This is a genomic window from Klebsiella sp. BDA134-6, from assembly GCF_015601345.1.
GTDB classification, from domain to species: domain Bacteria; phylum Pseudomonadota; class Gammaproteobacteria; order Enterobacterales; family Enterobacteriaceae; genus Klebsiella; species Klebsiella grimontii.
Genome location: NZ_CP064784.1, coordinates 792,815 through 812,411, shown reverse-complemented (window position 1 = coordinate 812,411; position 19,597 = coordinate 792,815). Strand labels below are relative to the sequence as shown.

Below are 19,597 nucleotides of genomic sequence, written 5' to 3'. Positions count from 1 at the left end.
TGATACAAATCACATAACAAAGCCTAATCCGTGCTCTTCCAATGCCAGACTCTCTTTAAGCATAATCAGGAATCGCCACTCCGAATCAATGTTATTATTATAACACCATCAGGCAACAAGCCACGATACCGACACGGGCATTTTGTGCGAAAAAAGGCCATAAAGATCATTACATTTTGATAAATAAAGAATTATATAATGATAGGATTTTAACATTCTGAAGTGAGAACCCCACGACGGCAATGCCGCGGGGTTCTTAGCGTGCAAGAGGGCGTTACAGCGCGAGGAATACGCCCGCTATCGTGGCGCTCATCAGGTTAGACAGCGTCCCCGCCGCCACGGCCCGCATACCCAGCTGGGCAATTTCCTGACGGCGATTAGGCGCCATGCCGCCCAGTCCGCCAATCAGGATCGCAATGGATGACAGATTGGCAAAACCGCACAGGGCAAACGAGATGATGGCCTTGGTGTGAGTTGAAATCACCTGCAAACCGGCGGCAGCGACCTCGGCGTCGGCTTTCAGGTATTCACCGAAATTCATATAGGCCACAAACTCGTTGATGATCAGCTTCTGGCCGATAAACGAGCCGGCAACGGTGGCTTCATTCCACGGCACGCCAATCACCCACGCCAGCGGCGAGAAGACCCAGCCGAGGATCATTTGCAGCGACAGGTCCGGATGGTTAAACCAGCCGCCCACGCCGGAGAGAATACCGTTAACCAGGGCAATCAGCGCGATAAACGCCAGCAGCATCGCCCCGACGTTCAGCGCCAGCTGCATCCCGGAAGCCGCGCCAGATGCAGCGGCATCCAACACGTTCGCCGGTGCCTGCGGATCGGCGTCATTTTTATCCATCGCCGGGTTGTCCCGGGGCTGCTCGGTTTCCGGCACGATAATCTTCGCAAACAGCAGGCCGCCCGGGGCCGCCATAAACGAAGCGGCAATCAGGTATTCCAGCGGTACGCCCATCTGCGCGTAACCGGCCAGAACGGAGCCCGCAACCGAGGCCAGGCCCCCGCACATCACCGCAAAGAGCTCGGAACGGGTCATGGTGGCGATATATGGACGCACCACCAGCGGCGCTTCGGTCTGGCCAACAAAGATGTTCGCCGTGGCAGAGAGCGATTCCGTGCGCGAGGTTTTCAGTACCGCCCGCAGCGCCCCGCCGAGAATGCGGATAACAAATTGCATGATGCCGAGGTAATAAAGCACGGCGATCAGCGACGAGAAGAAGACAATGACTGGCAGGACGCGCAGGGCAAAAACAAACCCGCCACCGCCGAAGACTTCAAACATCTTGTCGGAAACTAGCCCACCAAAGATAAAGCCGATCCCTTCATTGCCGTAAGCAATCACGTTAGCAACGCCATTCGACATGGCCAGCAGCGCCGTGCGCCCGGCCGGCACGTAGAGAATTAACGCGCCGATCCCCACCTGGATAATCCAGGCGCCGAGGACGGTACGCAGGTTGATGGCTTTTCGATTACTGGAGAGGAGCACAGCGATGGCTAACAACACCACCATGCCGATAAGTCCCATGATAATTTGCATACAGAGTCCCTGTGTATTGAGAGTTCAGCCTAAAACCCCGCGATTATAACGGCATGAAACCATCATGCTCATTTCAGCTCACACATTTTAAGCAAAACAATGAGATAAAAAGGCAGGAATGAGACACAGGTCACTCAACAAAGCGTTATGGGAGCGCAAAAATCGCATTTGTATTATCAATCAGGGTATTAGCTATCTCTTCCGCGGGCTCCGGGCGTAGCTCACATAAGGTGGAGAAGACGCGAGCCGCCCGTTCTGGCCTGTTCGGCTGCCCCTGAAAACCGTTCAATGGCATATCCGGCGCATCGGTCTCCAGCAGCAGCGCCGAAAGCGGCAGCTGCGCCATCACAGCGCGGGTCTTACTGGCGCGCGGATAGGTAATTGTGCCACCAACGCCAATCTTGTAGCCCAGTTGCACAAACCGCTCCGCCTGCTGAAGGCTACCGGCAAAACCGTGCACTACGCCGGTTCGCGGTAAAGCGTGCTTTTTCAGCAGCATCGCCAGCTTGTCGTGAGTGCGTCTGGAGTGGAGGATCGCCGGCAAATCGTAGCGTTTCGCCAGCCGCATCTGCGCCTCAAATACAGAAACCTGACGCTCAAACTGCGGATCTTCGCGATAGAGATCGAGACCGATTTCCCCAACCGCGACCAGCTTAGCATCGCGTTTCGCCAGGCAGGCTTCAAGCCGTTCAAGACTCTCTGCGCTATGCCGTTCAATCGCTATCGGGTGGAGGCCTAAGGCGGCGTAGAGCTCATCATATTTCCCCGCCAGCGCTAACACGCGGGCAAAGTTATCCGCTTCTGTCGCAGGTACCACGATCTGCGTCACGCCAGCCTCCGCCGCCCGGGCAATGCTGGCGCTTTCGTCGCCGGTGAAAGGGGGAAAATCGAAATGGCAGTGAGTATCAATAAATCGTAGGGTCACGCCAGGTCCTCATTTTCAAAGCTGGCATCATTGGCCTGCACCGCCGCGATGACCGGCGCCTGAGGGATCTCATTGGCCACCGGCGCTGGCGGAATAACGACCGTTTTCGGTACCGCAATACGCGGCGCGTGGCGCAGCAGCGGCGGTCTGTCGGCCAGCAGTTTACCGACGGTAGCGAGAAAGTAGCGCCCGCACTGGCGCCCGGTCTTGTAGTCCTCCAGCAACGCCGGAAGACGGCTGCCTAACGCCATACTCTTCAACGGCTTCTGCGGATAAATTTCCAGAATTCTCAGCTTACCCGGCGGTTTTTCAATGAACTCTTGCGTGGAGCGATAGGTAGTTTCGTGATGCTGCACCAGATTCACAAACGGCTGCAGACTACTTTCGCCAAGCCAGCGCTCCATCCGTTTAAACCACTGCGGGGTGTAGTACATCTGGGACGGAACGGTACGGATCACCACGATGGTTTGCGCCCCTCGACGGGCTGCCTCCTGGACGGGGATCGCATCGCTGACGCCGCCGTCAAGATAGCTCACGCCATCCAGCAGCACGCCGCTGCGGTAAAAACCGGGAATGGCGCTGGAGGCGCGAATCAGGTCAAGCCAGGTCTGCTGAGTGGGGGAAAAGTAGTTTGGCGTGTAATCATCGCCGCGACAGGCGCACATCCAGAACTCTTTGCCTTGGGCAAAACAATCTTCAGCATAGGCCATCGCCAGCGGCATCTTTTTCGAGGTGGTGTCGACCAGCCAGTCAAGATCGATAAGATTTCCGCCGCGCACAAAACGCATCGGGTCGAAAAACTCGCGGGCGGTGGTGTAGCGGGTGATCACTTTGCGGGCATAGCCGGGCTGGTTGCACAGATAGGCCGAGAGATTTTGCGCCCCGGCAGAGGTACCGAACATCATGTCGAACGGGTTGAATCCCGCGCGCATAAATTCGTCCAGCACCCCGGCGGTAAAAATCCCTCTCTGCCCCCCGCCTTCGCACACCAGTGCGAGCCTGCCCGGCTGGAAGGGTTTAACAGATAACGGCGTAATGTTGCCCAACGTAACGGGAATTCGCTGCCCCACCCTGCTTTCCTGTCTGGCTTATTATAAAAACAAAGGTAACGCAATTTTTAACGCCCTGAAACTGAGAAAGCCAGTCACATTGACTGGCTTTATGTAAGACGGTATTTCACGCGTTAACGTCTAGGGACGCCGACGGCCGGTAAACAGGCTGACCAGGAACAGGATAATACCGACAACGAAGACAATTTTCGCAGCCCAGGCAGCGGTACCCGCCAGGCCACCAAAGCCCAGAGCGGCGGCAATTAACGCGATCACCAGAAAAATAATGCCCCATCTAAACATACGTCTCTCCTTACCATAGTTAATGACGGTCGATTTTCTGCGCACTCAGGCCGCGCATACACAACCCTGTGGTGCTACACATCCTGCGGAAAGACCGCAGAATAAATTTTTTAGTGAATAGATTTATTTGACGCTAAGGTCATTCTTCACGCTTTTGACGCCGGAAACGGCTTTCGCAATACCTTCCGCCCGCTCCGACTGCTTACTGGACTCGACCGTACCGGATAAATGTACAACGCCATCGGTGGTCTCAACCTTCACGTTACGCGACGGAACGATATCGTCAGCCAGCAATTTCGCTTTGATCTCGCTGGTCACCGCCGTGTCGCCGGCATAGCCCTTCAGCGAAGCAGATTTTTCGTTCTGTACGCTAAGCTTGTCGTTAACGGAGGTCACGCCTTCAACCGCTTTCGCAACGCTAAGCGCCTGCTTATGCTGCTCTGAACTGTCAACCGTACCGCTTAAGGTGACGACTTTATTTTCAGTTTTCACAGAGATATCGGTGCTGCGAATATCTTTATGATCGATCAGCGCCGCTTTCACCCTGGCGGTGATGGTGCTGTCGTCCATAAAATTCCCGACTTTGTTCATCGAATTATCAACGGCTTGCCCGGCATTGCTTGCTGCGGATTTCGCGCTGTCTACGGTCGAGTTTTCCGCATACGCCGAAGCGCTGATTATTGCTGAGCCCAGGAAGAGGGCCAGGAGTGTCTTGCCGCTCTTAAGTCTTGTCATCGTTGTTCCTCGTTATATCTAAGCAGGTAAAGCAAAATAAGTAGACTATTAAGCCAGGATTCCAAAAATTACTTATTAAATGTAGTAGATACGCAGAAGAGTGCGGCATGATCGGGTAAAAAAGCGCGCAAAACGGTAAGAATTAAGAACTTTCCAGAAAGGGCAAACCGAGGGGAAAATGACGTGGAGCGCGGCGAAAACCGCGCTCCGGAGAGGATTAGTGCTCGCGGGTTTTACGGAACTGGACGTCAGGGTACCGTTCCTGCGTCAGGTTCAGGTTAACCATGGTCGGGGCGATATAAGTCAGGTTATCGCCACCATCCAGCGCCAGCTGAATTTCGTTCTTACGCTTAAACTCTTCGAATTTCTTCGCGTCGCTACATTCCACCCAGCGTGCGGTCGCGACGTTGACGGACTCGTAAATCGCCTCAACGTTGTATTCGCTCTTCAGGCGAGCAACAACCACATCAAACTGCAGCACACCCACCGCGCCAACGATCAGATCGTTATTGGCGATCGGACGGAACACCTGCACCGCCCCCTCTTCAGAGAGCTGAACCAGCCCTTTCAGCAGCTGTTTCTGCTTGAGCGGATCTTTCAGGCGAATGCGGCGGAACAGTTCCGGGGCGAAGTTCGGGATACCGGTGAACTTCATCATTTCACCCTGGGTGAAGGTATCGCCAATCTGAATGGTGCCGTGGTTATGCAGACCCAGGATATCGCCCGGATACGCTTCTTCCACGTGCGAACGGTCGCCGGCCATAAAGGTCAGCGCGTCGGAGATCACCACGTCCTTGCCGATACGCACCTGGCGCATCTTCATGCCTTTCTCGTATTTACCGGAAACCACGCGCATAAAAGCCACGCGGTCGCGGTGTTTCGGGTCCATGTTGGCCTGAATTTTAAACACGAAGCCGGTGAACTTATCTTCCGAGGCTTCCACCGTGCGGGTGTCGGTTTTACGCGGCATCGGCGCAGGCGCCCACTCCACTAAACCGTCCAGCATATGGTCAACGCCAAAGTTGCCCAGCGCGGTACCGAAGAATACCGGCGTAATTTCGCCCGCCAGGAACAGCTCTTTATCGAATTCGTTAGACGCGCCCTGCACCAGCTCCAGCTCATCGCGCAGCTGCTGCGCCAGATCTTCACCCACCGCGGCATCAAGCTCCGGGTTATCCAACCCTTTCACGATGCGTACTTCCTGGATGGTGTGGCCTTTACCGGTCTGATACAGGTAGGTTTCATCTTTATAAAGATGGTAAACGCCCTTGAACAGTTTGCCGCAGCCAATCGGCCAGGTGATCGGCGCGCAGCCGATTTTCAGCTCGTTTTCCACTTCATCCAGCAGCTCCATCGGGTCACGGATGTCGCGGTCAAGTTTGTTCATAAAGGTCAGGATCGGCGTATCGCGCAGACGGGTGACTTCCATCAGCTTACGGGTACGATCCTCGACGCCTTTCGCGGCATCGATAACCATCAGGCAGCAGTCAACCGCCGTCAGGGTACGGTAGGTATCTTCGGAGAAGTCTTCGTGCCCCGGGGTATCCAACAGGTTAACCAGGCAGTCGTGATAGGGGAACTGCATCACGGACGTGGTGATGGAGATACCGCGCTGCTTTTCCATCTCCATCCAGTCAGATTTCGCATGCTGGCTGGAGCCGCGACCTTTTACCGTACCGGCAGTCTGAATAGCCTGTCCGAATAACAGAACCTTTTCAGTAATGGTCGTTTTACCGGCATCCGGGTGAGAAATAATGGCAAAAGTGCGGCGCTTAGCCACCTCCTGCAAATAAGGAGACAACGTCATAATTCAATCTTCTTAGTAAACGCGGCAACGCGCCGCGCATGTTGAATACGAAAAAATTGCGGCTATTTTACCCATCAATGGGGGGGAGGCAATCAGTGTTTACACAGGAGTTGCTCCAGTTCGCTTAAAGAGGTGACCGTCCAGTCCGGGCGGAGGTCCGCGGGCAGCTCGCGCTGATGGGGGTTGAACCAGCAGGTCGCCAGGCCGGCATTTACGCCACCGCGAATATCAGACTCAGCGGTATCGCCAACCATCAGCACCCGCGAACGATCGGGGTTGCCCGCCTGCGCCAGCGCATAGTCAAAAATACGCGCATCCGGCTTAGCCACCCCAACCTCTTCGGAGATAATCAACAAATCAAAGTGATCGCGTAAACCTGTACGTTCAAGACGCGTCTGCTGTAGCGAGGTAAAACCGTTGGTGATAATGCCCATTTTCACCTTCCCCTGCAGCGAATCGAGCAGCGATACGGCCCCCGGCAGCGGCGAACAGATCTCCGCCATCGCGTTCATAAATGCGGCGTTCAGCTCGCCGGGAGGGACGTTCAGGCGCTCCGCCCAACCGTCAAAGCGCTGATGCTGCAGCTGAAGCGAAGTAATGGCGCCGTTTTGATAATCCACCCACAGCGGCTTATTCACGGCCTGGTAGTCCTGAAAATCCTCTGCGGAGAACGTCACGCTATAGTCGAGAAACATCCGCTGTAGGCCGCTAAATGAGTCAAACGTAAATAACGTTTCATCGGCATCAAAGAAAATCCAGTCCCACTTCATCGTATCACCTTGTCTTACATACTGATTGGCAGTGCCATAATGATTGCGTCCTCACGTCCGTCGACCGTGGGGTAATAGTTGCGGCGAATCGTCGCCTCGTTAAAGCCTAAGCTTTCATAGAGCGCGATGGCGGCGACGTTAGACGCGCGCACCTCCAGCCACAGCGTGACGACGCCGCGTTTTTCGACCTCATCAATCACCTGTTCCAGCAGTTCCCTGCCCAGACCACGACGCTGAAAGGCAGGGTCGACGGCAATATTGAACAGCGTCGCCTCGTCGAGGATGATTTGCGTAATGGCAAAAGCCGCCATCACGCCGTCCACGGACAGTTGAAGATTCAGATAGCGCTCGCCCTGATTACTGGCAAACGTCTGTTCGCTCCACGGAAAAGCGTGGGCGCGCGTTTCAATTTGCCAGGCGCGGGGCAAATCAGCCGGGTTGAGGGTAGAAATCGTGTTCATGTGCGCAAATCTGTTGCCAGAGCGCCATGCGAGCAGGCGTGCTGGTCTGAAGTTCATCGAAAGCAGGCGTGGCGATCTGTGCGCCCGCCAGCGGTAGCGCCGCGTCGGTGCCCAGCCGCCAGCTATTACAGCGTGCGTCCTGAGGCAGCATCGCAACGCGCTCAGGCGTCAGCTGCATCACCTGCCCCGGCGTCAGGGCCAGCGCGCGCAGAATATCGCTGATAAGCGGTTCGCTCAGCGATGGCGGTTCTTCCGCTACCATCACCAGGCGAATGTGTCCAGGAAGCGAGATAGCGATTTCACCCTGTAACGCCCCAGGACGACGCAGCGACCACTGGGTAATACCCAGCTGCTGTAATTGCCAGTCTCGTCGGGATGTCATAGCGAAACACTCCTGTTAATCAAGCGCGCAATATAGCAAATCCGTCGTATCTGCGCCAACAAACTACGCGGCGCTCGAAGCGCGTCCCACCGCCAACAAAGAGGCAGCCTGAAAGATAACGTGTATAATCGGCGCCAGTCTCAATGAAGGAGTGTTTCATGTCCGCTTTTACCCCGGCAAGTGAAGTCTTGCTGCGCCACAGTGATGATTTCGAGTCCGCCCGCGTTCTGTTTGCCGGTGACCTGCAGGATGACCTGCCCGCACGTCTGGACACGGCTGCCAGCCGCGCCCATACCCAGCAGTTCCACCACTGGCAGGTACTGAGCCGCCAGATGGGCGAAAATGCCCGCTATAGCCTGGTCGCAGAGGCTGGCGATGTCGCCGATTGCGATACGCTGATCTACTACTGGCCAAAGAATAAACCGGAAGCGCAGTTTCAGCTGATGAACCTGCTTTCGCTGCTGCCGACCGGTGTTGATATTTTCGTGGTTGGCGAGAACCGCAGCGGCGTACGCAGCGCCGAGCAGATGCTGGCGGAGTATGCGCCGCTGAGCAAAATCGACAGCGCGCGCCGCTGTGGGCTGTATCACGGTCGTCTGGAGAAACAGCCCGCGTTCGATCCCGAACAGTACTGGGGCGAGTATCCGCTGGAAAATTTGACGATTAAAACGCTTCCCGGCGTCTTCAGCCGCGACGGGCTGGATATTGGTAGCCAGTTGCTGCTTTCCACGCTCACCCCGCATACCAAAGGTAAAGTTCTGGACGTCGGCTGCGGCGCTGGCGTGCTGGCAACCGTACTGGCCAGCCACTCGCCTAAAGTTCGCTTAACGTTATGCGACGTCAGCGCGCCGGCAGTAGAAGCCAGCCGCGCTACGCTCGCCGCTAACGGCATCGAAGGGGAAGTGTTCGCCAGCAACGTCTTCTCTGAAGTGAACGGCCGCTTCGACATGATTATCTCCAACCCGCCTTTCCACGATGGTCTGCAGACCAGCCTGGAGGCCGCGCAAACCCTGATCCGCGGCGCAGTTCGTCATCTCAACAGCGGCGGAGAGCTACGCATTGTCGCCAACGCCTTCCTGCCCTATCCGAACGTGCTGGATGAGATCTTCGGCTTCCATGAAGTGATTGCCCAAACGGGCCGCTTTAAGGTCTACCGAACGGTGATGACCCGTCAGGCGAAGAAATAACCCCATTTTTCGGCGCCAGCAGCCGCTGGTCGCCGATGTTTCCCCTACCTGACCGCCCATTTTTGCAACAATCAATCCAACTGATACAATTAACTATTGACGAATAGCTGAAAACCACTAGAATGCGCCTCCGTGGTAACGATACTTTCATAGTGTCGATGGTATGCGAAGGTGGCGGAATTGGTAGACGCGCTAGCTTCAGGTGTTAGTGTCCTTACGGACGTGGGGGTTCAAGTCCCCCCCCTCGCACCATAATCCACATTGATATTGCTCGCACTGGGCGAAGGTGGCGGAATTGGTAGACGCGCTAGCTTCAGGTGTTAGTGTTCTTACGGACGTGGGGGTTCAAGTCCCCCCCCTCGCACCAACGAGGCGATATCAAAAATTAAGAATACTGTGCGAAGGTGGCGGAATTGGTAGACGCGCTAGCTTCAGGTGTTAGTGTCCTTACGGACGTGGGGGTTCAAGTCCCCCCCCTCGCACCAATATTCTTAACTCCTTCTGTTTTATCCCATCAGCTTTATATTCATTACAATCAGCATCATTCCACTGACTAACGCCACGCATGACGGCAGCAAAACAAAATGTCGTAGCTGACGGTGCCAAATCATGATCGCTGACATGAGCATTCCCAGCGCCACCAATGCGCGCCAGGCATCGACCGACAAATCGGCAAACCCGAGTGCGGCAATCAGTACGCCAGGGATCACCGCGCCCCATCCACTCCCTAAAGTTCGCTGCAACATGTTTTTGCCTCTAATAGCGATAATGATAACCAATATCATATGATAATTTTTATCATTTGTCATGTCAGGGAAACGGGAAGTCTTTATTCTTTACGTTTGCGGTAATGACATACATTCATGAAGGTGATAAATTAAGCAAAAGAAATTATATATTAAATAATCTGATTATTTCGTAAAAACCTTATTTTGCGCACTGTTTTTTATTATTCACTTCAAACTAATATCACATTGAATTTTAACGATTAATAATGACAACTCCGACATGACTGCACAATCCTGGCGCTCCCATTACGAACAGAAATATCAGTATTCCTTACGGCTATTTTTACTGCTTAATTTAGTTTCATCCGTCTTATCCCTTGTCAGCCCGCTCTTTACCGTCATCACTTTTACATTACCCTGTTTTCTGATAGTTGCCTGCAGCACGGTTCTGCTGCTATGGCACTGTAAATTCTCTCAGCACAAAATAAATATTCCGATTATTTCTCTGATATTTGGCCTGCTTTGGGCATGGCACGTTGCGCTAAAAGCATTGATGATGGGTCCGCCGCATTTTAACTACCTGGTAATCGCCTTATTAAGCGTGTTATTTATTGGCACTATTGCTTTTTCCAGCAATATCATTGGCTTTACTTTGCACTCTATACCAACCTACTTTACCTGCCTGATTCTGGGCGGCGGAGAACAGTGGTTGCGCATGTCCTGGTGCTTCTTGTTGCCTATTGCGGGCATCACCCTGCAAAGCTTAATTCAGAAACGCAGCGATATATTCACCCAGGGACTTATGGATAAGCTGCTGGAGGAACGTAATACCCTTAACGATCTCAGTATGTTGGATCCGCTTACCGGTTTGTATAACCGTCGGGGTTTGCAAAATCGTCTCGACACCGTCCTCTCTCTGGACAGCGCCGGACATTACGTCCTGCTGCTGGATATTGACCATTTTAAAGCCTACAACGACCACTATGGGCATATGATGGGCGACCAGGCATTGATTCAGGTTTCCGCCGCCATTCGTAACGCAGTGCGCTCACGCGATATCGTAGCCCGCTTTGGCGGCGAAGAGTTCATGGTGCTGTTGACCAGCAGCAGCGCAGAAAATGCTCTTCAGGCCGCAGAGCGGATTCGTCAGCGGGTCTATGATCTGAAAATCCCGCACATGTTTAACGAAAGCGTCGCGACCAATGTGACTATCAGTGTCGGTATGACGCCGCTAGTGGATGCTGATATTGACAGCGCCCTGAAACGGGCGGATAACGCGCTCTACGAAGCCAAAAATATGGGAAGAAACGTCATTCTCGCCAGCTAATCCTTTACCGCGCGGCAAAAGTCGCCGCGCGGACAAATCGCTTGCCAAGCCGGGACCACGGCATTAGTATCAGAAATCATTATCATTTAGATTTGTATCTGGCATTCGATGGCTTACCGTTCACTCGCATTCAACACTGAGATCATCTGGCGGGCACCGCTCCCTTCGGCTGACCGTGAACTGGCAAATTCAATACGCGACAAAATTACCGTGTTACGCCCCCATCTGCTGGATTTTCTCCGTCTGAATGAAGAAGCCCCTCCCCATGCGCTAACCCTGGCTGAATGGTCACAACCCTCGACGCTGAGTTCGTTCATCGCGACCTGGTCCGACCATATTTATCGTCACCAGCCTAGTCAACCCCGTGAGCAAAAACCCCTGCTGTCCCTCTGGGCGCAATGGTACATCGGTTTACTGGTGCCCCCTTTAATGTTGGCGCTGTTGAGCGAAGATCGCGCTATTAGCCTGGCGCCGGAACATGTGCGCGTCGAGTTTCATGAGTCAGGCCGCGCCGCCTGTTTCTGGATTGATATTCATTCAGCAGGTACTTCCCCGACAGAGCCCGCGCAGTCCCGGATAGAAAAGCTGGTCATCACGGCTTTACAACCCGTCGTGCAGGCGCTTGAAGCCACCGGCGATATTAATGGCAAGCTTATCTGGAACAATACTGGCTACCTGATTAACTGGTATCTGGGAGAAATGAAAACGTTGCTGGGAGATGAAAAAGTGGCCGCTCTACGCCAGCACTGCTTCTTCGAAAAACAGCTATCCAACGGCGAAGATAACCCGCTGTGGCGAACCGTGGTTTTACGTGAAGGGCAGCTGGTGCGCCGCACCTGCTGCCAGCGCTATCGCCTGCCGGATGTGCAGCAGTGCGGGGACTGCACGCTGAAATGATCTTTTGATAACGTCAACGGGCGGCTATTTCAGCCGCCCGTTTGCTTTTATGCCGTCTGCTGGCTCTCTTCCGCGATGCGCTGCGCCTCTTCGGCCTCTTGCGCTAACAGCTGTTTCTCATAAACCTTGAAGAACGGGAAGTAGATAATCGCGGAAACGCACGCGAGGACAACCACCAGAATCGCCGCCCGAAAATCCCAACCCAGCGCCCATGCGCCGCCAATCGGTGCCGGGGCGGTCCACGGCACAACCGAAATCACCCGGCCAATGAGATCCATCTTCATGGCGGCCCAGGCCAGCACGGCATTGACCATCGGCGCCAGCAGGAAGGGAATAAAGAACACCGGGTTCATCACGATAGGCGTGCCAAAAATGACCGGCTCGTTGATGTTAAACAGGCTTGGCACCACGCTCAGGCGGCCAATTGACCGCAGATGCGCGGAGCGGCTACGCAGATAGCAGAACACAAGCCCCATCGTCGCTCCAGAACCGCCAATCACAATAAAGAATGTCCAGAACGCTTCCATAAAGATATGCGGCAGTGGAGCACCCTGCGCCAGAGCCTGCTGGTTCATGCCGAGGTTAGTGAGCCAGAACATCTGCAGCATGCCAGAAACAATAGCCGCACCGTGGATACCCGCAAACCACAGCAGGTGGCCCACCAGGACCGCCAGTAAAATTGCGGGCAGCGAGTCGGCTGCGGAAACCAGCGGTTTAAAGATAGCCATAATGGCCTGAGGGATCAGCATATCAAAATGATGCTGAATAAGCAGGCTCAGGGGATACAGCGTCAGGACGACAACCAGAACCGGGATCAGCAGGTCAAACGAGTTTTTGATCATCGGCGGCACCTGATCCGGCAGGCGAATACCAATATTATGCGCTTTCAGGAAACGCATCATTTCAACGCAATAGACCGCCACAAGAATCGCCGTAAATATCCCGGTTCCTCCCAGGCTATCTACCGGCAGGTTGCCGTTCGTTTTTGGCGCCGCCACCAGCAGGAAGGCCATAATCGACAGCATGGCGCACATAAAGGGGTCGAGCTGATTGATTTTTTCGTAATGCTTACCGAGGTTATAGGCGATCGCGGCGCAAATATAGATCGACATAATACCCATCGTCATATCGAACGGCGTCAGAATTCGCCCTTCAAACTCTTTTGCCAGATCCAGCCAGGCGCGGGCAAATCCCCATGTGGTATCCGGTGAAAACGGCGGATAAGCGAATACCAGTAGAAAAGAGCCGACAATCATAAACGGCATGGCGGAGATAAAACCGTCGCGGATAGCCATCACGTGGCGCTGAGACGAGATGCGCCCGGCGACAGGGCTGATGTAATTTTCTACGAAGCGAAATATCAGATTAAATGCAGCATGGTTAGCAGACATAGCAGCCCTCCTGACAGGCTAGATGAACAGGCCCAACAACGATTATCTTGCCGCTGTGATGAATCCGCTTCTGCGAGTGAGCGACCAGATTTGATAGCCCGCAGGCTTTAGTGCTCAGGTACGTTCGATTCATCTTCGGCTCTTTTGTTATAGGTGACGCAGGGAAGTTACCTTGTCAGTATTCATGTCTCTATGAATAACCGCAACCGGTTACAGTAACCGGTTGCGGCGAATGTGAAGGAGATCCAGAAATTAGAAAGAATCTTGATTATCAACGAGAGATATTTACACTTTGCGAAGCTTGTGACAGATTTTTAACAAGCCTTAATCAGGAGATTCCAATGAGTCTGCAGTCCGTGCGGCAGTTTTTTGCTGACCACGCCCCCGATATCGAAATCATCGAACTTACTCAGAGCACGGCCACGGTAGCATTAGCCGCAGCGGCGCATAACGTTGAACCCGGGCAAATAGCCAAGACCCTGTCTTTAAAAATAAAAGACAGGGTTGTGCTCGTTGTCGCAAAAGGCGATGCGCGCCTGGATAATAAAAAACTAAAGGAAGCCTTCGGCGCCAAAGCGCGCATGCTCAGCAGCGATGAGGTCATTACGCTGACGGGACACCCTATTGGCGGCGTCTGCCCCTTTGGCCTGGAAGTTCCGCTGGCGGTGTACTGTGATATTTCACTGAGGCAGTACCCGGAAGTGCTGCCAGCAGCAGGATCAATTCATAGCGCCGTTCGCATTTCACCCGAGCGGATGGCGCAGTTGACTGATGCTAAGTGGATTGACGTTTGTCTTTAATAGATCGTTGGCACTACTGAGCAAGGCGCATAACTCTGGCATCGTCATTATTCGCCGACAGGCGCATTAAAATGTCTGCCGCGCTCAGTAGTCCCATATCAGAACTGACGCCAAGCTTGGTCATGGCATTGAACTTATGGGCCCGAATCGTTTTAATATTTCTTTCCAGCTGTGTCGCTATTTCAGGTAAAGAGTAGCCATAAGACATATATCGTAGGATGGTATGCTCCGTTGGGCTCAAAATTTGGCCAGAAATGCTCTGCTTTTGACATACCGAGCCCTCATTGGTCTGATAGCTATGATCGAGAAGCTGAAGCAAATATTCCTGCAGCTGGATCCGACAGGCAGATTTATTCAGAATGCCGTGTAAGCGGGAGGGCGTCAGATGGCTAACCAAACGCATTTCCGCTTCATCATTCGCTAAGACAATTCTTTGCATTTCTGGGCAATAACGCGCGATCTCATGGAGAAAGAGTAAGCTTTCAAGACGGGACCTGCGATTACCTGAAAGTGAAAAAATAATCGCAGAAAAATCTTTAGACTGAAACTCTCGTTTTAATGCTTTAGTATCTTGAAAGAATTGAATACGATAATTCTTACCACTTTCATTAATTAAGATGTGGCGAAGAGCTACTTCCGTCATCGCACATTTCTCTACGATAGCGATATATCGTGTTGTGAAGTCTTTTTCCATTCCGTTTGATCTCCATAGGCTGAATAAATATTCAGCTCCTTCATTCCCTGTGCACTATTAATCCAGGCATACATCTCTGCATTACTACGTAGAGATAAGCGGCGCATAGCACTATTTTTCTGCGCACTTATGGTTTTATTGCTCTTCTTCAATAAAGCAGCAATTTGATTAATTCCCCATCCTTTTGCAAGAAGCCTCAATACTTTACGCTCGGAAAGAGTCAAAATGACCATTTTTTGCTGTTCTTCACCGATGCGTTCGACTTCAGGGGAGAACAACGTCTGGCTAATACGTTCGGCGGCAAGACCACCAGCGCGAACTACTTCGATAAGGCGTTTTACCGGTTCGCTGTCTGAAATTAACGTACTTTCAGGACGCATTAATAATTGAACGGCTAACGGAAAACAGGTGTTTCCTACCATAAAGACCCAGTGTATATCCCTGTATTGGGTCATTAAAGAGTAGTAGTGTTCACAAATGTTTCTAGGATGCTCTATTTCACCGGACAAGTCAGCGATAACCAGCACTGCGCGACGCAATTGCAGCAGGGTTAGCTCATCCTGAGAACGACAAAAATTCAATTCATAATCAGGGAGATGCTCCCCCACGATGGCCTTCAAACCGGACTGCATCACCGGTATTCTGCTGATAATAATGCCGAACTTACCCTGTCCTGGTAACATAAACCCTCCGCTTCCTGTCGAAGACTCACCGCCGGCGCAAAAACAATCGGATGAATAATTTAATAACCATCATAATTATTTTGCCAAAATGAATCTTTATCGTCCCTGGCGGGTACGCTATATCGTACCCTAAAACCAACTTATATAGTGAGGAGTAACATATTGCTGTTATCCATGCCAATGATTAACATTAACACAGGTAGTTGTCATCAATAAATTAGAAATGGTTAACATCGTCGTTAGATACGCTAACTTAAGATAAATTAAATAAAGATTTCTTTATTTAATTTTTTTCCTAAATGCTTTTGGGGATTCGCCGCTATAGCGACGAAAGAAACGAGAAAAATAGGCAGCATCATTAAACCCCAAGTAATCAGAAAGTTGCGCAATAGTCATGCTGGTATACAGCAGGTTGCGACGCGCCTCAAGCATCACCCTTTGATGTAAAACTCCCAGCGCGCTGCAGCCATAAAATTCATGACACAAATAATTTAAATGGGTCGCGGACACACCCACCCGCCTGGCATATTCGGCTAAGGGCAGATGTTCGCGATAATGGCTTTCAATGAGACGAGAGAAATGGCGCATCACGCTACGCTTGCGTTCCGCTTTGTCCTCCGCTATCGGCTGTGGGCGATATTGCCGATTCAGCCAGACCAGCAGCGCTCCCAGCAGCGAATGCAGCATCATTTCACGCGCATCATACTCCTCACGGTACTCTTCTCGCAAAGCGGTAAACAGCGCCCGAATATGGCCCCGAGAGGCTTTTACCGGCACACACTGCGGCTGGCCGAGGAGATCCAATTGGCGGCCAAACTGATTCTCAACCCTCCTGAGCAGGGGTAATGCCAGGGATAAAACGTATCCTTCCGTGCCCGGCGAAAATCGAAATCCATGAATACAAAGCGCCGGAACAACCTGAATACAGGATTCCACCATCACGGTCGTTGTTCCTTCGATTTCAATTTCCGCCCGCCCTTTATGCAGGTACAACAGCTGCACCAGCTCAGCATGCTGATGCACGCGGATATGCCATTCATAAAGATGGCTGCGCTGGAGTATCGACTCACAGTGCAGAAGTTCGGGCGTTGGCCAGCCCTGCTCTTCGCCATACAGTTTGAAAACGGGAATGGTGCTCACTGCCTGCATCACGCCTCCGGATATTTTTGGTGTTACGCCACGCACTCCATCGGCAGACCAACATAGTTTTCAGCGATAGTGGTTAAGCCGGCGCGTGATTGCAGATAATAACGACGATCCGCCGCCTGCATTTTTCTATCGAACTCGCTTTGCTGCGGAAAATCATGCAGCAGACGCGTCATAAACCAGCTGAAACGCTCCCCCTTCCACACCCGATCCAACGCCAAACGCGAGTAGCTGGCTAAGAGGTCAACGCGGCCATGGTGATAATACTCGCGCAGGATCCGCCATAAATAGTTCACGTCGGACGCTGCGAGATTCAACCCTTTTGCCCCGGTTGGCGGTACGATATGCGCCGCATCTCCCACCAGAAATAGCTTCCCGTACTGCATCGGCTCCACCACATAGCTGCGCAGCGGCGCGATGCTCTTCTCCAGTGAGTGACCCGTCACTAACTTGCCGGATAACTCATCAGGGAGACGCCGTTTAAGTTCATTCCAAAAGCGCTCATCAGACCAGGCCTCCACCTTTTCGCTAAGCGGTATCTGCAGATAATAGCGACTTCTGGTTAGTGAGCGCTGACTACACAGCACAAACCCGCGTTCGTGGTGAGCGTAAATAAGCTCCGGATTTACCGGCGGCGTGTCGGCAAGCAGTCCCAGCCAGCCAAACGGCCAGACGCTCTCGTACTCTTTCAGAACCCCTGCCGGAATACTCTGCCGGGACACGCCGTGAAAGCCGTCGCAACCGGCGATAAAGTCGCACTCCAGGAGGAGGTTTTCTCCGTTACAGGTAAAAGAGACCGATGGTCTATCGCTTTTGGCATCATTAATTGTGACGTCGCTAACGCCATAAATCGTCGGGGCGCCACATTCCGCCCGCGCCGCCATTAAATCCCGCGTCACCTCAGTCTGGCCGTATACCATCACGCTTTTGCCTTCCGTCAACTCCGTCAGCGCAACCGGTACGCGCTTGCCTTCAAACAGAAACTCGACCCCATGATGGATCAGGCCTTCAGCATCCATTCGCCGGGCCGCCCCGGCTTCGCGCAGCAGCTCTACCGTTCCGCTTTCCAGAATGCCCGCACGGATCCTCCCCAGCACATACTCGGGCGTCTGTCGCTCAAGTATCACCGTCTGAATCCCGGCGTTATGTAAGAGCTGCCCCAACAGGAGTCCGGACGGACCCGCGCCGATAATCGCCACTTGTGTTTTCATAGGATCGCCTCAGCAAGGTTAATTATTTGTTTGTTTTTTGTTTATTAAAAGTTTGAATTTGCATTTTTGATAAGTCTACCGGGAAAAAGAAGGGAGAAAATGGCGCAAAAATTGTACTTTTCACCAATCTTGCGGAAGTGTGGCTGAGTTCAAATTTTCACAGAGCCCGCAGAGCGGGTGTTTTTTTACACATTGTTTGATCCTGACCGCTCAGAGAAAGCACGACTTCAGGTAAAAGTATCGCCAGACACTACGGCATCGGGCATCACGGACAGCAGGTATTTATGCAAGCAGATCGGGCAACCCAGCGCGCAATCACGCGCTTGTGCATTCAATGTGGTCTTTTCTTATTACAGCATGGCGCGGAAAGCGCGCTGGTTGAGGAGCTTTCAACTCGTCTGGGCCTGGCGTTGGGGATGGATAGCGTTGAAAGCGCCATCTCTTCCAATGCGATTGTGCTCACAACCATCAAAGATGGCGAATGCCTGACTTCAACGCGAAAAAACACCGATCGCGGCATCAACATGCACGTCGTCACGGAAGTTCAGCATATTGTGATTATGGCAGAGCATAAACTGCTGGATTATAAGGATGTCGAAAAACGATTCGCGCAAATTAAACCGCTGCGCTACCCACGCTGGCTACTGGTATTAATGGTCGGCCTCTCCTGCGCCTGCTTTTGCAAACTTAACAACGGCGGCTGGGATGGCGCGCTGGTCACCTTCTGCGCCAGTACGATAGCCATGTATATTCGTCAGGTACTCACCCATCGCTCTATGCATCCGCAAATCAATTTCTGCCTCACCGCCTTCGTCGCAACGACCATCTCCGGACTGATGCTGCGCCTGCCCGCTTTCGCCAGCACGCCGACGATAGCGATGGCCGCCAGCGTACTGCTGCTGGTACCCGGCTTTCCGCTGATCAACGCCGTTGCCGACATGTTTAAAGGGCATATCAATACCGGCCTGGCGCGCTGGGCCATTGCCAGTCTGCTCACGCTCGCCACCTGTATTGGCGTGGTGATGGCGATGACGATGTGGGGGCTACGCGGATGGGCATAATTATGTATCTCTACGCGCTGGCGCAGGATATGGCTCTGGCAGCCATCCCCGCCGTTGGGTTCGCCATGGTATTCAACGTCCCACAGCGAGCGCTGCGCTGGTGCGCGCTGCTGGGGGCTATCGGCCACGGCTCGCGCATGGTCATGATGACGGCAGGTTTTAATATCGAGTGGGCAACGTTCATGGCCGCCCTGCTGGTTGGCAGCATTGGGATCCAGTGGTCCCGTTGGTATCTGGCGCACCCGAAGATTTTCACCGTAGCGGCGGTGATCCCGATGTTCCCCGGTATCTCTGCCTATACCGCGATGATTTCAGCGGTCAAAATCAGCCATTTCGGCTACTCGGAAGAGATGATGATTATGCTGCTGAGTAACTTTCTCAAGGCTTCATCCATCGTTGGCGCATTATCGATCGGTCTTTCTATCCCGGGGCTTTGGCTGTATCGCAAGCGTCCGCGCGTTTAATTCACCGCGCCGCCGGGTTACCTG

21 protein-coding genes, 3 tRNA genes and 1 pseudogene are annotated in these 19,597 nt (G+C 53.0%); 10 read left to right on the top strand and 15 right to left on the bottom strand.

Annotated elements, in window-relative coordinates:
• Positions 1-274 precede the first annotated feature (274 nt).
• The 9 genes from IYV58_RS03815 to IYV58_RS03775 all read right to left on the bottom strand — a co-directional run bounded on the left by IYV58_RS03815 (position 275) and on the right by IYV58_RS03775 (position 7,984).
• Entirely contained in the window at positions 275-1,552 is a 1,278-nt protein-coding gene (locus tag IYV58_RS03815; protein ID WP_014837350.1) for a NupC/NupG family nucleoside CNT transporter, read from the bottom strand.
• A 145-nt stretch (positions 1,553-1,697) separates the two neighbouring features.
• Positions 1,698-2,477: a metal-dependent hydrolase gene (locus IYV58_RS03810; RefSeq protein WP_004128696.1), complete on the bottom strand. Its 780-nt coding sequence runs from the start codon at positions 2,475-2,477 to the stop codon at positions 1,698-1,700.
• The gene (locus IYV58_RS03805) at positions 2,474-3,547 is read right to left on the bottom strand and encodes a patatin-like phospholipase family protein (RefSeq protein WP_004128693.1); all 1,074 of its coding nucleotides are present in this window, start codon (positions 3,545-3,547) and stop codon (positions 2,474-2,476) included. Before IYV58_RS03805 ends, IYV58_RS03810 begins: the two co-directional genes overlap by 4 nt.
• A gap of 120 nt (positions 3,548-3,667) precedes the next feature.
• Positions 3,668-3,829 carry a DUF1328 domain-containing protein gene (locus IYV58_RS03800; protein WP_003856556.1) on the bottom strand — a complete coding sequence of 54 codons (162 nt, stop codon included), beginning with the start codon at positions 3,827-3,829 and terminating at the stop codon, positions 3,668-3,670.
• Positions 3,830-3,952: 123 nt separating this feature from the next.
• Positions 3,953-4,564, bottom strand: a complete 612-nt coding sequence (osmY, locus tag IYV58_RS03795) for a molecular chaperone OsmY (RefSeq protein ID WP_004128691.1) — start codon at positions 4,562-4,564, stop codon at positions 3,953-3,955.
• Between the two features lie 217 nt (positions 4,565-4,781).
• Complete coding sequence (gene prfC / locus IYV58_RS03790; protein ID WP_004128689.1) at positions 4,782-6,371, bottom strand: peptide chain release factor 3; 1,590 nt, start codon at positions 6,369-6,371, stop codon at positions 4,782-4,784.
• A gap of 92 nt (positions 6,372-6,463) precedes the next feature.
• Positions 6,464-7,141 carry a pyrimidine 5'-nucleotidase gene (yjjG, locus tag IYV58_RS03785; protein ID WP_004128688.1) on the bottom strand — a complete coding sequence of 226 codons (678 nt, stop codon included), beginning with the start codon at positions 7,139-7,141 and terminating at the stop codon, positions 6,464-6,466.
• Between the two features lie 14 nt (positions 7,142-7,155).
• Positions 7,156-7,602, bottom strand: coding sequence for a ribosomal protein S18-alanine N-acetyltransferase (gene rimI / locus IYV58_RS03780; protein WP_004128686.1), 447 nt, complete (start codon positions 7,600-7,602; stop codon positions 7,156-7,158).
• Positions 7,571-7,984 (bottom strand): DNA polymerase III subunit psi, encoded by a 414-nt coding sequence (locus IYV58_RS03775; RefSeq protein ID WP_004128684.1) that lies wholly within the window; start codon positions 7,982-7,984, stop codon positions 7,571-7,573. The genes rimI and IYV58_RS03775 overlap by 32 nt, the downstream gene beginning before the upstream one ends.
• Before the next feature lie 158 nt (positions 7,985-8,142).
• Between IYV58_RS03775 and rsmC the strand changes: the two genes are divergently transcribed.
• The 4 genes from rsmC to IYV58_RS03755 all read left to right on the top strand — a co-directional run bounded on the left by rsmC (position 8,143) and on the right by IYV58_RS03755 (position 9,656).
• Positions 8,143-9,171: a 16S rRNA (guanine(1207)-N(2))-methyltransferase RsmC gene (gene rsmC / locus IYV58_RS03770; RefSeq protein WP_049114002.1), complete on the top strand. Its 1,029-nt coding sequence runs from the start codon at positions 8,143-8,145 to the stop codon at positions 9,169-9,171.
• Positions 9,172-9,336: 165 nt separating this feature from the next.
• A tRNA-Leu gene (locus IYV58_RS03765) sits at positions 9,337-9,423 on the top strand.
• 28 nt (positions 9,424-9,451) lie between these two features.
• A tRNA-Leu gene (locus IYV58_RS03760) sits at positions 9,452-9,538 on the top strand.
• Positions 9,539-9,569: 31 nt separating this feature from the next.
• A tRNA-Leu gene (locus IYV58_RS03755) sits at positions 9,570-9,656 on the top strand.
• Between the two features lie 21 nt (positions 9,657-9,677).
• Here the strand turns inward: IYV58_RS03755 and IYV58_RS03750 are convergent.
• Complete coding sequence (locus IYV58_RS03750) at positions 9,678-9,917, bottom strand: DUF1435 domain-containing protein (protein ID WP_004128679.1); 240 nt, start codon at positions 9,915-9,917, stop codon at positions 9,678-9,680.
• 104 nt (positions 9,918-10,021) lie between these two features.
• Between IYV58_RS03750 and IYV58_RS28575 the strand changes: the two are divergent.
• The 3 genes and pseudogenes from IYV58_RS28575 to fhuF all read left to right on the top strand — a co-directional run.
• Positions 10,022-10,087 (top strand): annotated as a pseudogene (locus tag IYV58_RS28575) (hypothetical protein); the annotation flags it as partial.
• Positions 10,088-10,179: 92 nt separating this feature from the next.
• Entirely contained in the window at positions 10,180-11,226 is a 1,047-nt protein-coding gene (locus tag IYV58_RS03745; protein ID WP_004128677.1) for a GGDEF domain-containing protein, read from the top strand.
• A gap of 108 nt (positions 11,227-11,334) precedes the next feature.
• A complete protein-coding gene (gene fhuF, locus IYV58_RS03740; protein WP_004128675.1) occupies positions 11,335-12,123 on the top strand; it encodes a siderophore-iron reductase FhuF in 789 nt (262 codons plus the stop codon).
• A gap of 47 nt (positions 12,124-12,170) precedes the next feature.
• Here fhuF and IYV58_RS03735 read toward each other — a convergent pair whose 3' ends face one another.
• The gene (locus IYV58_RS03735; RefSeq protein WP_142445038.1) at positions 12,171-13,514 is read right to left on the bottom strand and encodes a PTS sugar transporter subunit IIC; all 1,344 of its coding nucleotides are present in this window, start codon (positions 13,512-13,514) and stop codon (positions 12,171-12,173) included.
• 341 nt (positions 13,515-13,855) lie between these two features.
• On the opposite strand from IYV58_RS03735, the gene IYV58_RS03730 reads away from it, so the two are divergent.
• Complete coding sequence (locus tag IYV58_RS03730) at positions 13,856-14,314, top strand: YbaK/EbsC family protein (protein ID WP_004128671.1); 459 nt, start codon at positions 13,856-13,858, stop codon at positions 14,312-14,314.
• Between the two features lie 13 nt (positions 14,315-14,327).
• Here IYV58_RS03730 and bglJ read toward each other — a convergent pair whose 3' ends face one another.
• The 4 genes from bglJ to pobA all read right to left on the bottom strand — a co-directional run bounded on the left by bglJ (position 14,328) and on the right by pobA (position 18,048).
• Positions 14,328-15,008: a DNA-binding transcriptional activator BglJ gene (gene bglJ / locus IYV58_RS03725; protein ID WP_004128669.1), complete on the bottom strand. Its 681-nt coding sequence runs from the start codon at positions 15,006-15,008 to the stop codon at positions 14,328-14,330.
• On the bottom strand, positions 14,969-15,691 hold the full coding sequence (locus IYV58_RS03720) for a helix-turn-helix transcriptional regulator (protein ID WP_087828597.1): 723 nt from the start codon (positions 15,689-15,691) through the stop codon (positions 14,969-14,971). The genes bglJ and IYV58_RS03720 overlap by 40 nt, the downstream gene beginning before the upstream one ends.
• 279 nt (positions 15,692-15,970) lie before the next feature.
• On the bottom strand, positions 15,971-16,840 hold the full coding sequence (locus IYV58_RS03715; protein WP_004128665.1) for a helix-turn-helix domain-containing protein: 870 nt from the start codon (positions 16,838-16,840) through the stop codon (positions 15,971-15,973).
• A 23-nt stretch (positions 16,841-16,863) separates the two neighbouring features.
• Positions 16,864-18,048 carry a 4-hydroxybenzoate 3-monooxygenase gene (gene pobA, locus IYV58_RS03710; protein ID WP_195729432.1) on the bottom strand — a complete coding sequence of 395 codons (1,185 nt, stop codon included), beginning with the start codon at positions 18,046-18,048 and terminating at the stop codon, positions 16,864-16,866.
• Between the two features lie 284 nt (positions 18,049-18,332).
• Between pobA and IYV58_RS03705 the strand changes: the two genes are divergently transcribed.
• Both IYV58_RS03705 and IYV58_RS03700 read left to right on the top strand, forming a co-directional pair.
• Entirely contained in the window at positions 18,333-19,109 is a 777-nt protein-coding gene (locus IYV58_RS03705) for a threonine/serine exporter family protein (RefSeq protein WP_004128660.1), read from the top strand.
• Entirely contained in the window at positions 19,100-19,573 is a 474-nt protein-coding gene (locus IYV58_RS03700) for a threonine/serine exporter (RefSeq protein ID WP_004134228.1), read from the top strand. The genes IYV58_RS03705 and IYV58_RS03700 overlap by 10 nt, the downstream gene beginning before the upstream one ends.
• Positions 19,574-19,597: the final 24 nt, after the last annotated feature.

Bases quoted from the DNA above. Each gene is read 5' to 3' on its own strand.
- IYV58_RS03815 (WP_014837350.1), bottom strand. From the start codon at position 1,552: ATGCAAATTATCATGGGACTTATCGGCATGGTGGTGTTGTTAGCCATC.
- IYV58_RS03800 (WP_003856556.1), bottom strand. From the start codon at position 3,829: ATGTTTAGATGGGGCATTATTTTTCTGGTGATCGCGTTAATTGCCGCC.
- osmY (WP_004128691.1), bottom strand. From the start codon at position 4,564: ATGACAAGACTTAAGAGCGGCAAGACACTCCTGGCCCTCTTCCTGGGC.
- prfC (WP_004128689.1), bottom strand. From the start codon at position 6,371: ATGACGTTGTCTCCTTATTTGCAGGAGGTGGCTAAGCGCCGCACTTTT.
- yjjG (WP_004128688.1), bottom strand. From the start codon at position 7,141: ATGAAGTGGGACTGGATTTTCTTTGATGCCGATGAAACGTTATTTACG.
- rimI (WP_004128686.1), bottom strand. From the start codon at position 7,602: ATGAACACGATTTCTACCCTCAACCCGGCTGATTTGCCCCGCGCCTGG.
- IYV58_RS03775 (WP_004128684.1), bottom strand. From the start codon at position 7,984: ATGACATCCCGACGAGACTGGCAATTACAGCAGCTGGGTATTACCCAG.
- rsmC (WP_049114002.1), top strand. From the start codon at position 8,143: ATGTCCGCTTTTACCCCGGCAAGTGAAGTCTTGCTGCGCCACAGTGAT.
- IYV58_RS03750 (WP_004128679.1), bottom strand. From the start codon at position 9,917: ATGTTGCAGCGAACTTTAGGGAGTGGATGGGGCGCGGTGATCCCTGGC.
- IYV58_RS03745 (WP_004128677.1), top strand. From the start codon at position 10,180: ATGACTGCACAATCCTGGCGCTCCCATTACGAACAGAAATATCAGTAT.
- fhuF (WP_004128675.1), top strand. From the start codon at position 11,335: ATGGCTTACCGTTCACTCGCATTCAACACTGAGATCATCTGGCGGGCA.
- IYV58_RS03735 (WP_142445038.1), bottom strand. From the start codon at position 13,514: ATGTCTGCTAACCATGCTGCATTTAATCTGATATTTCGCTTCGTAGAA.
- IYV58_RS03730 (WP_004128671.1), top strand. From the start codon at position 13,856: ATGAGTCTGCAGTCCGTGCGGCAGTTTTTTGCTGACCACGCCCCCGAT.
- bglJ (WP_004128669.1), bottom strand. From the start codon at position 15,008: ATGGAAAAAGACTTCACAACACGATATATCGCTATCGTAGAGAAATGT.
- IYV58_RS03720 (WP_087828597.1), bottom strand. From the start codon at position 15,691: ATGTTACCAGGACAGGGTAAGTTCGGCATTATTATCAGCAGAATACCG.
- IYV58_RS03715 (WP_004128665.1), bottom strand. From the start codon at position 16,840: ATGCAGGCAGTGAGCACCATTCCCGTTTTCAAACTGTATGGCGAAGAG.
- pobA (WP_195729432.1), bottom strand. From the start codon at position 18,048: ATGAAAACACAAGTGGCGATTATCGGCGCGGGTCCGTCCGGACTCCTG.
- IYV58_RS03705 (WP_004128660.1), top strand. From the start codon at position 18,333: ATGCAAGCAGATCGGGCAACCCAGCGCGCAATCACGCGCTTGTGCATT.
- IYV58_RS03700 (WP_004134228.1), top strand. From the start codon at position 19,100: ATGGGCATAATTATGTATCTCTACGCGCTGGCGCAGGATATGGCTCTG.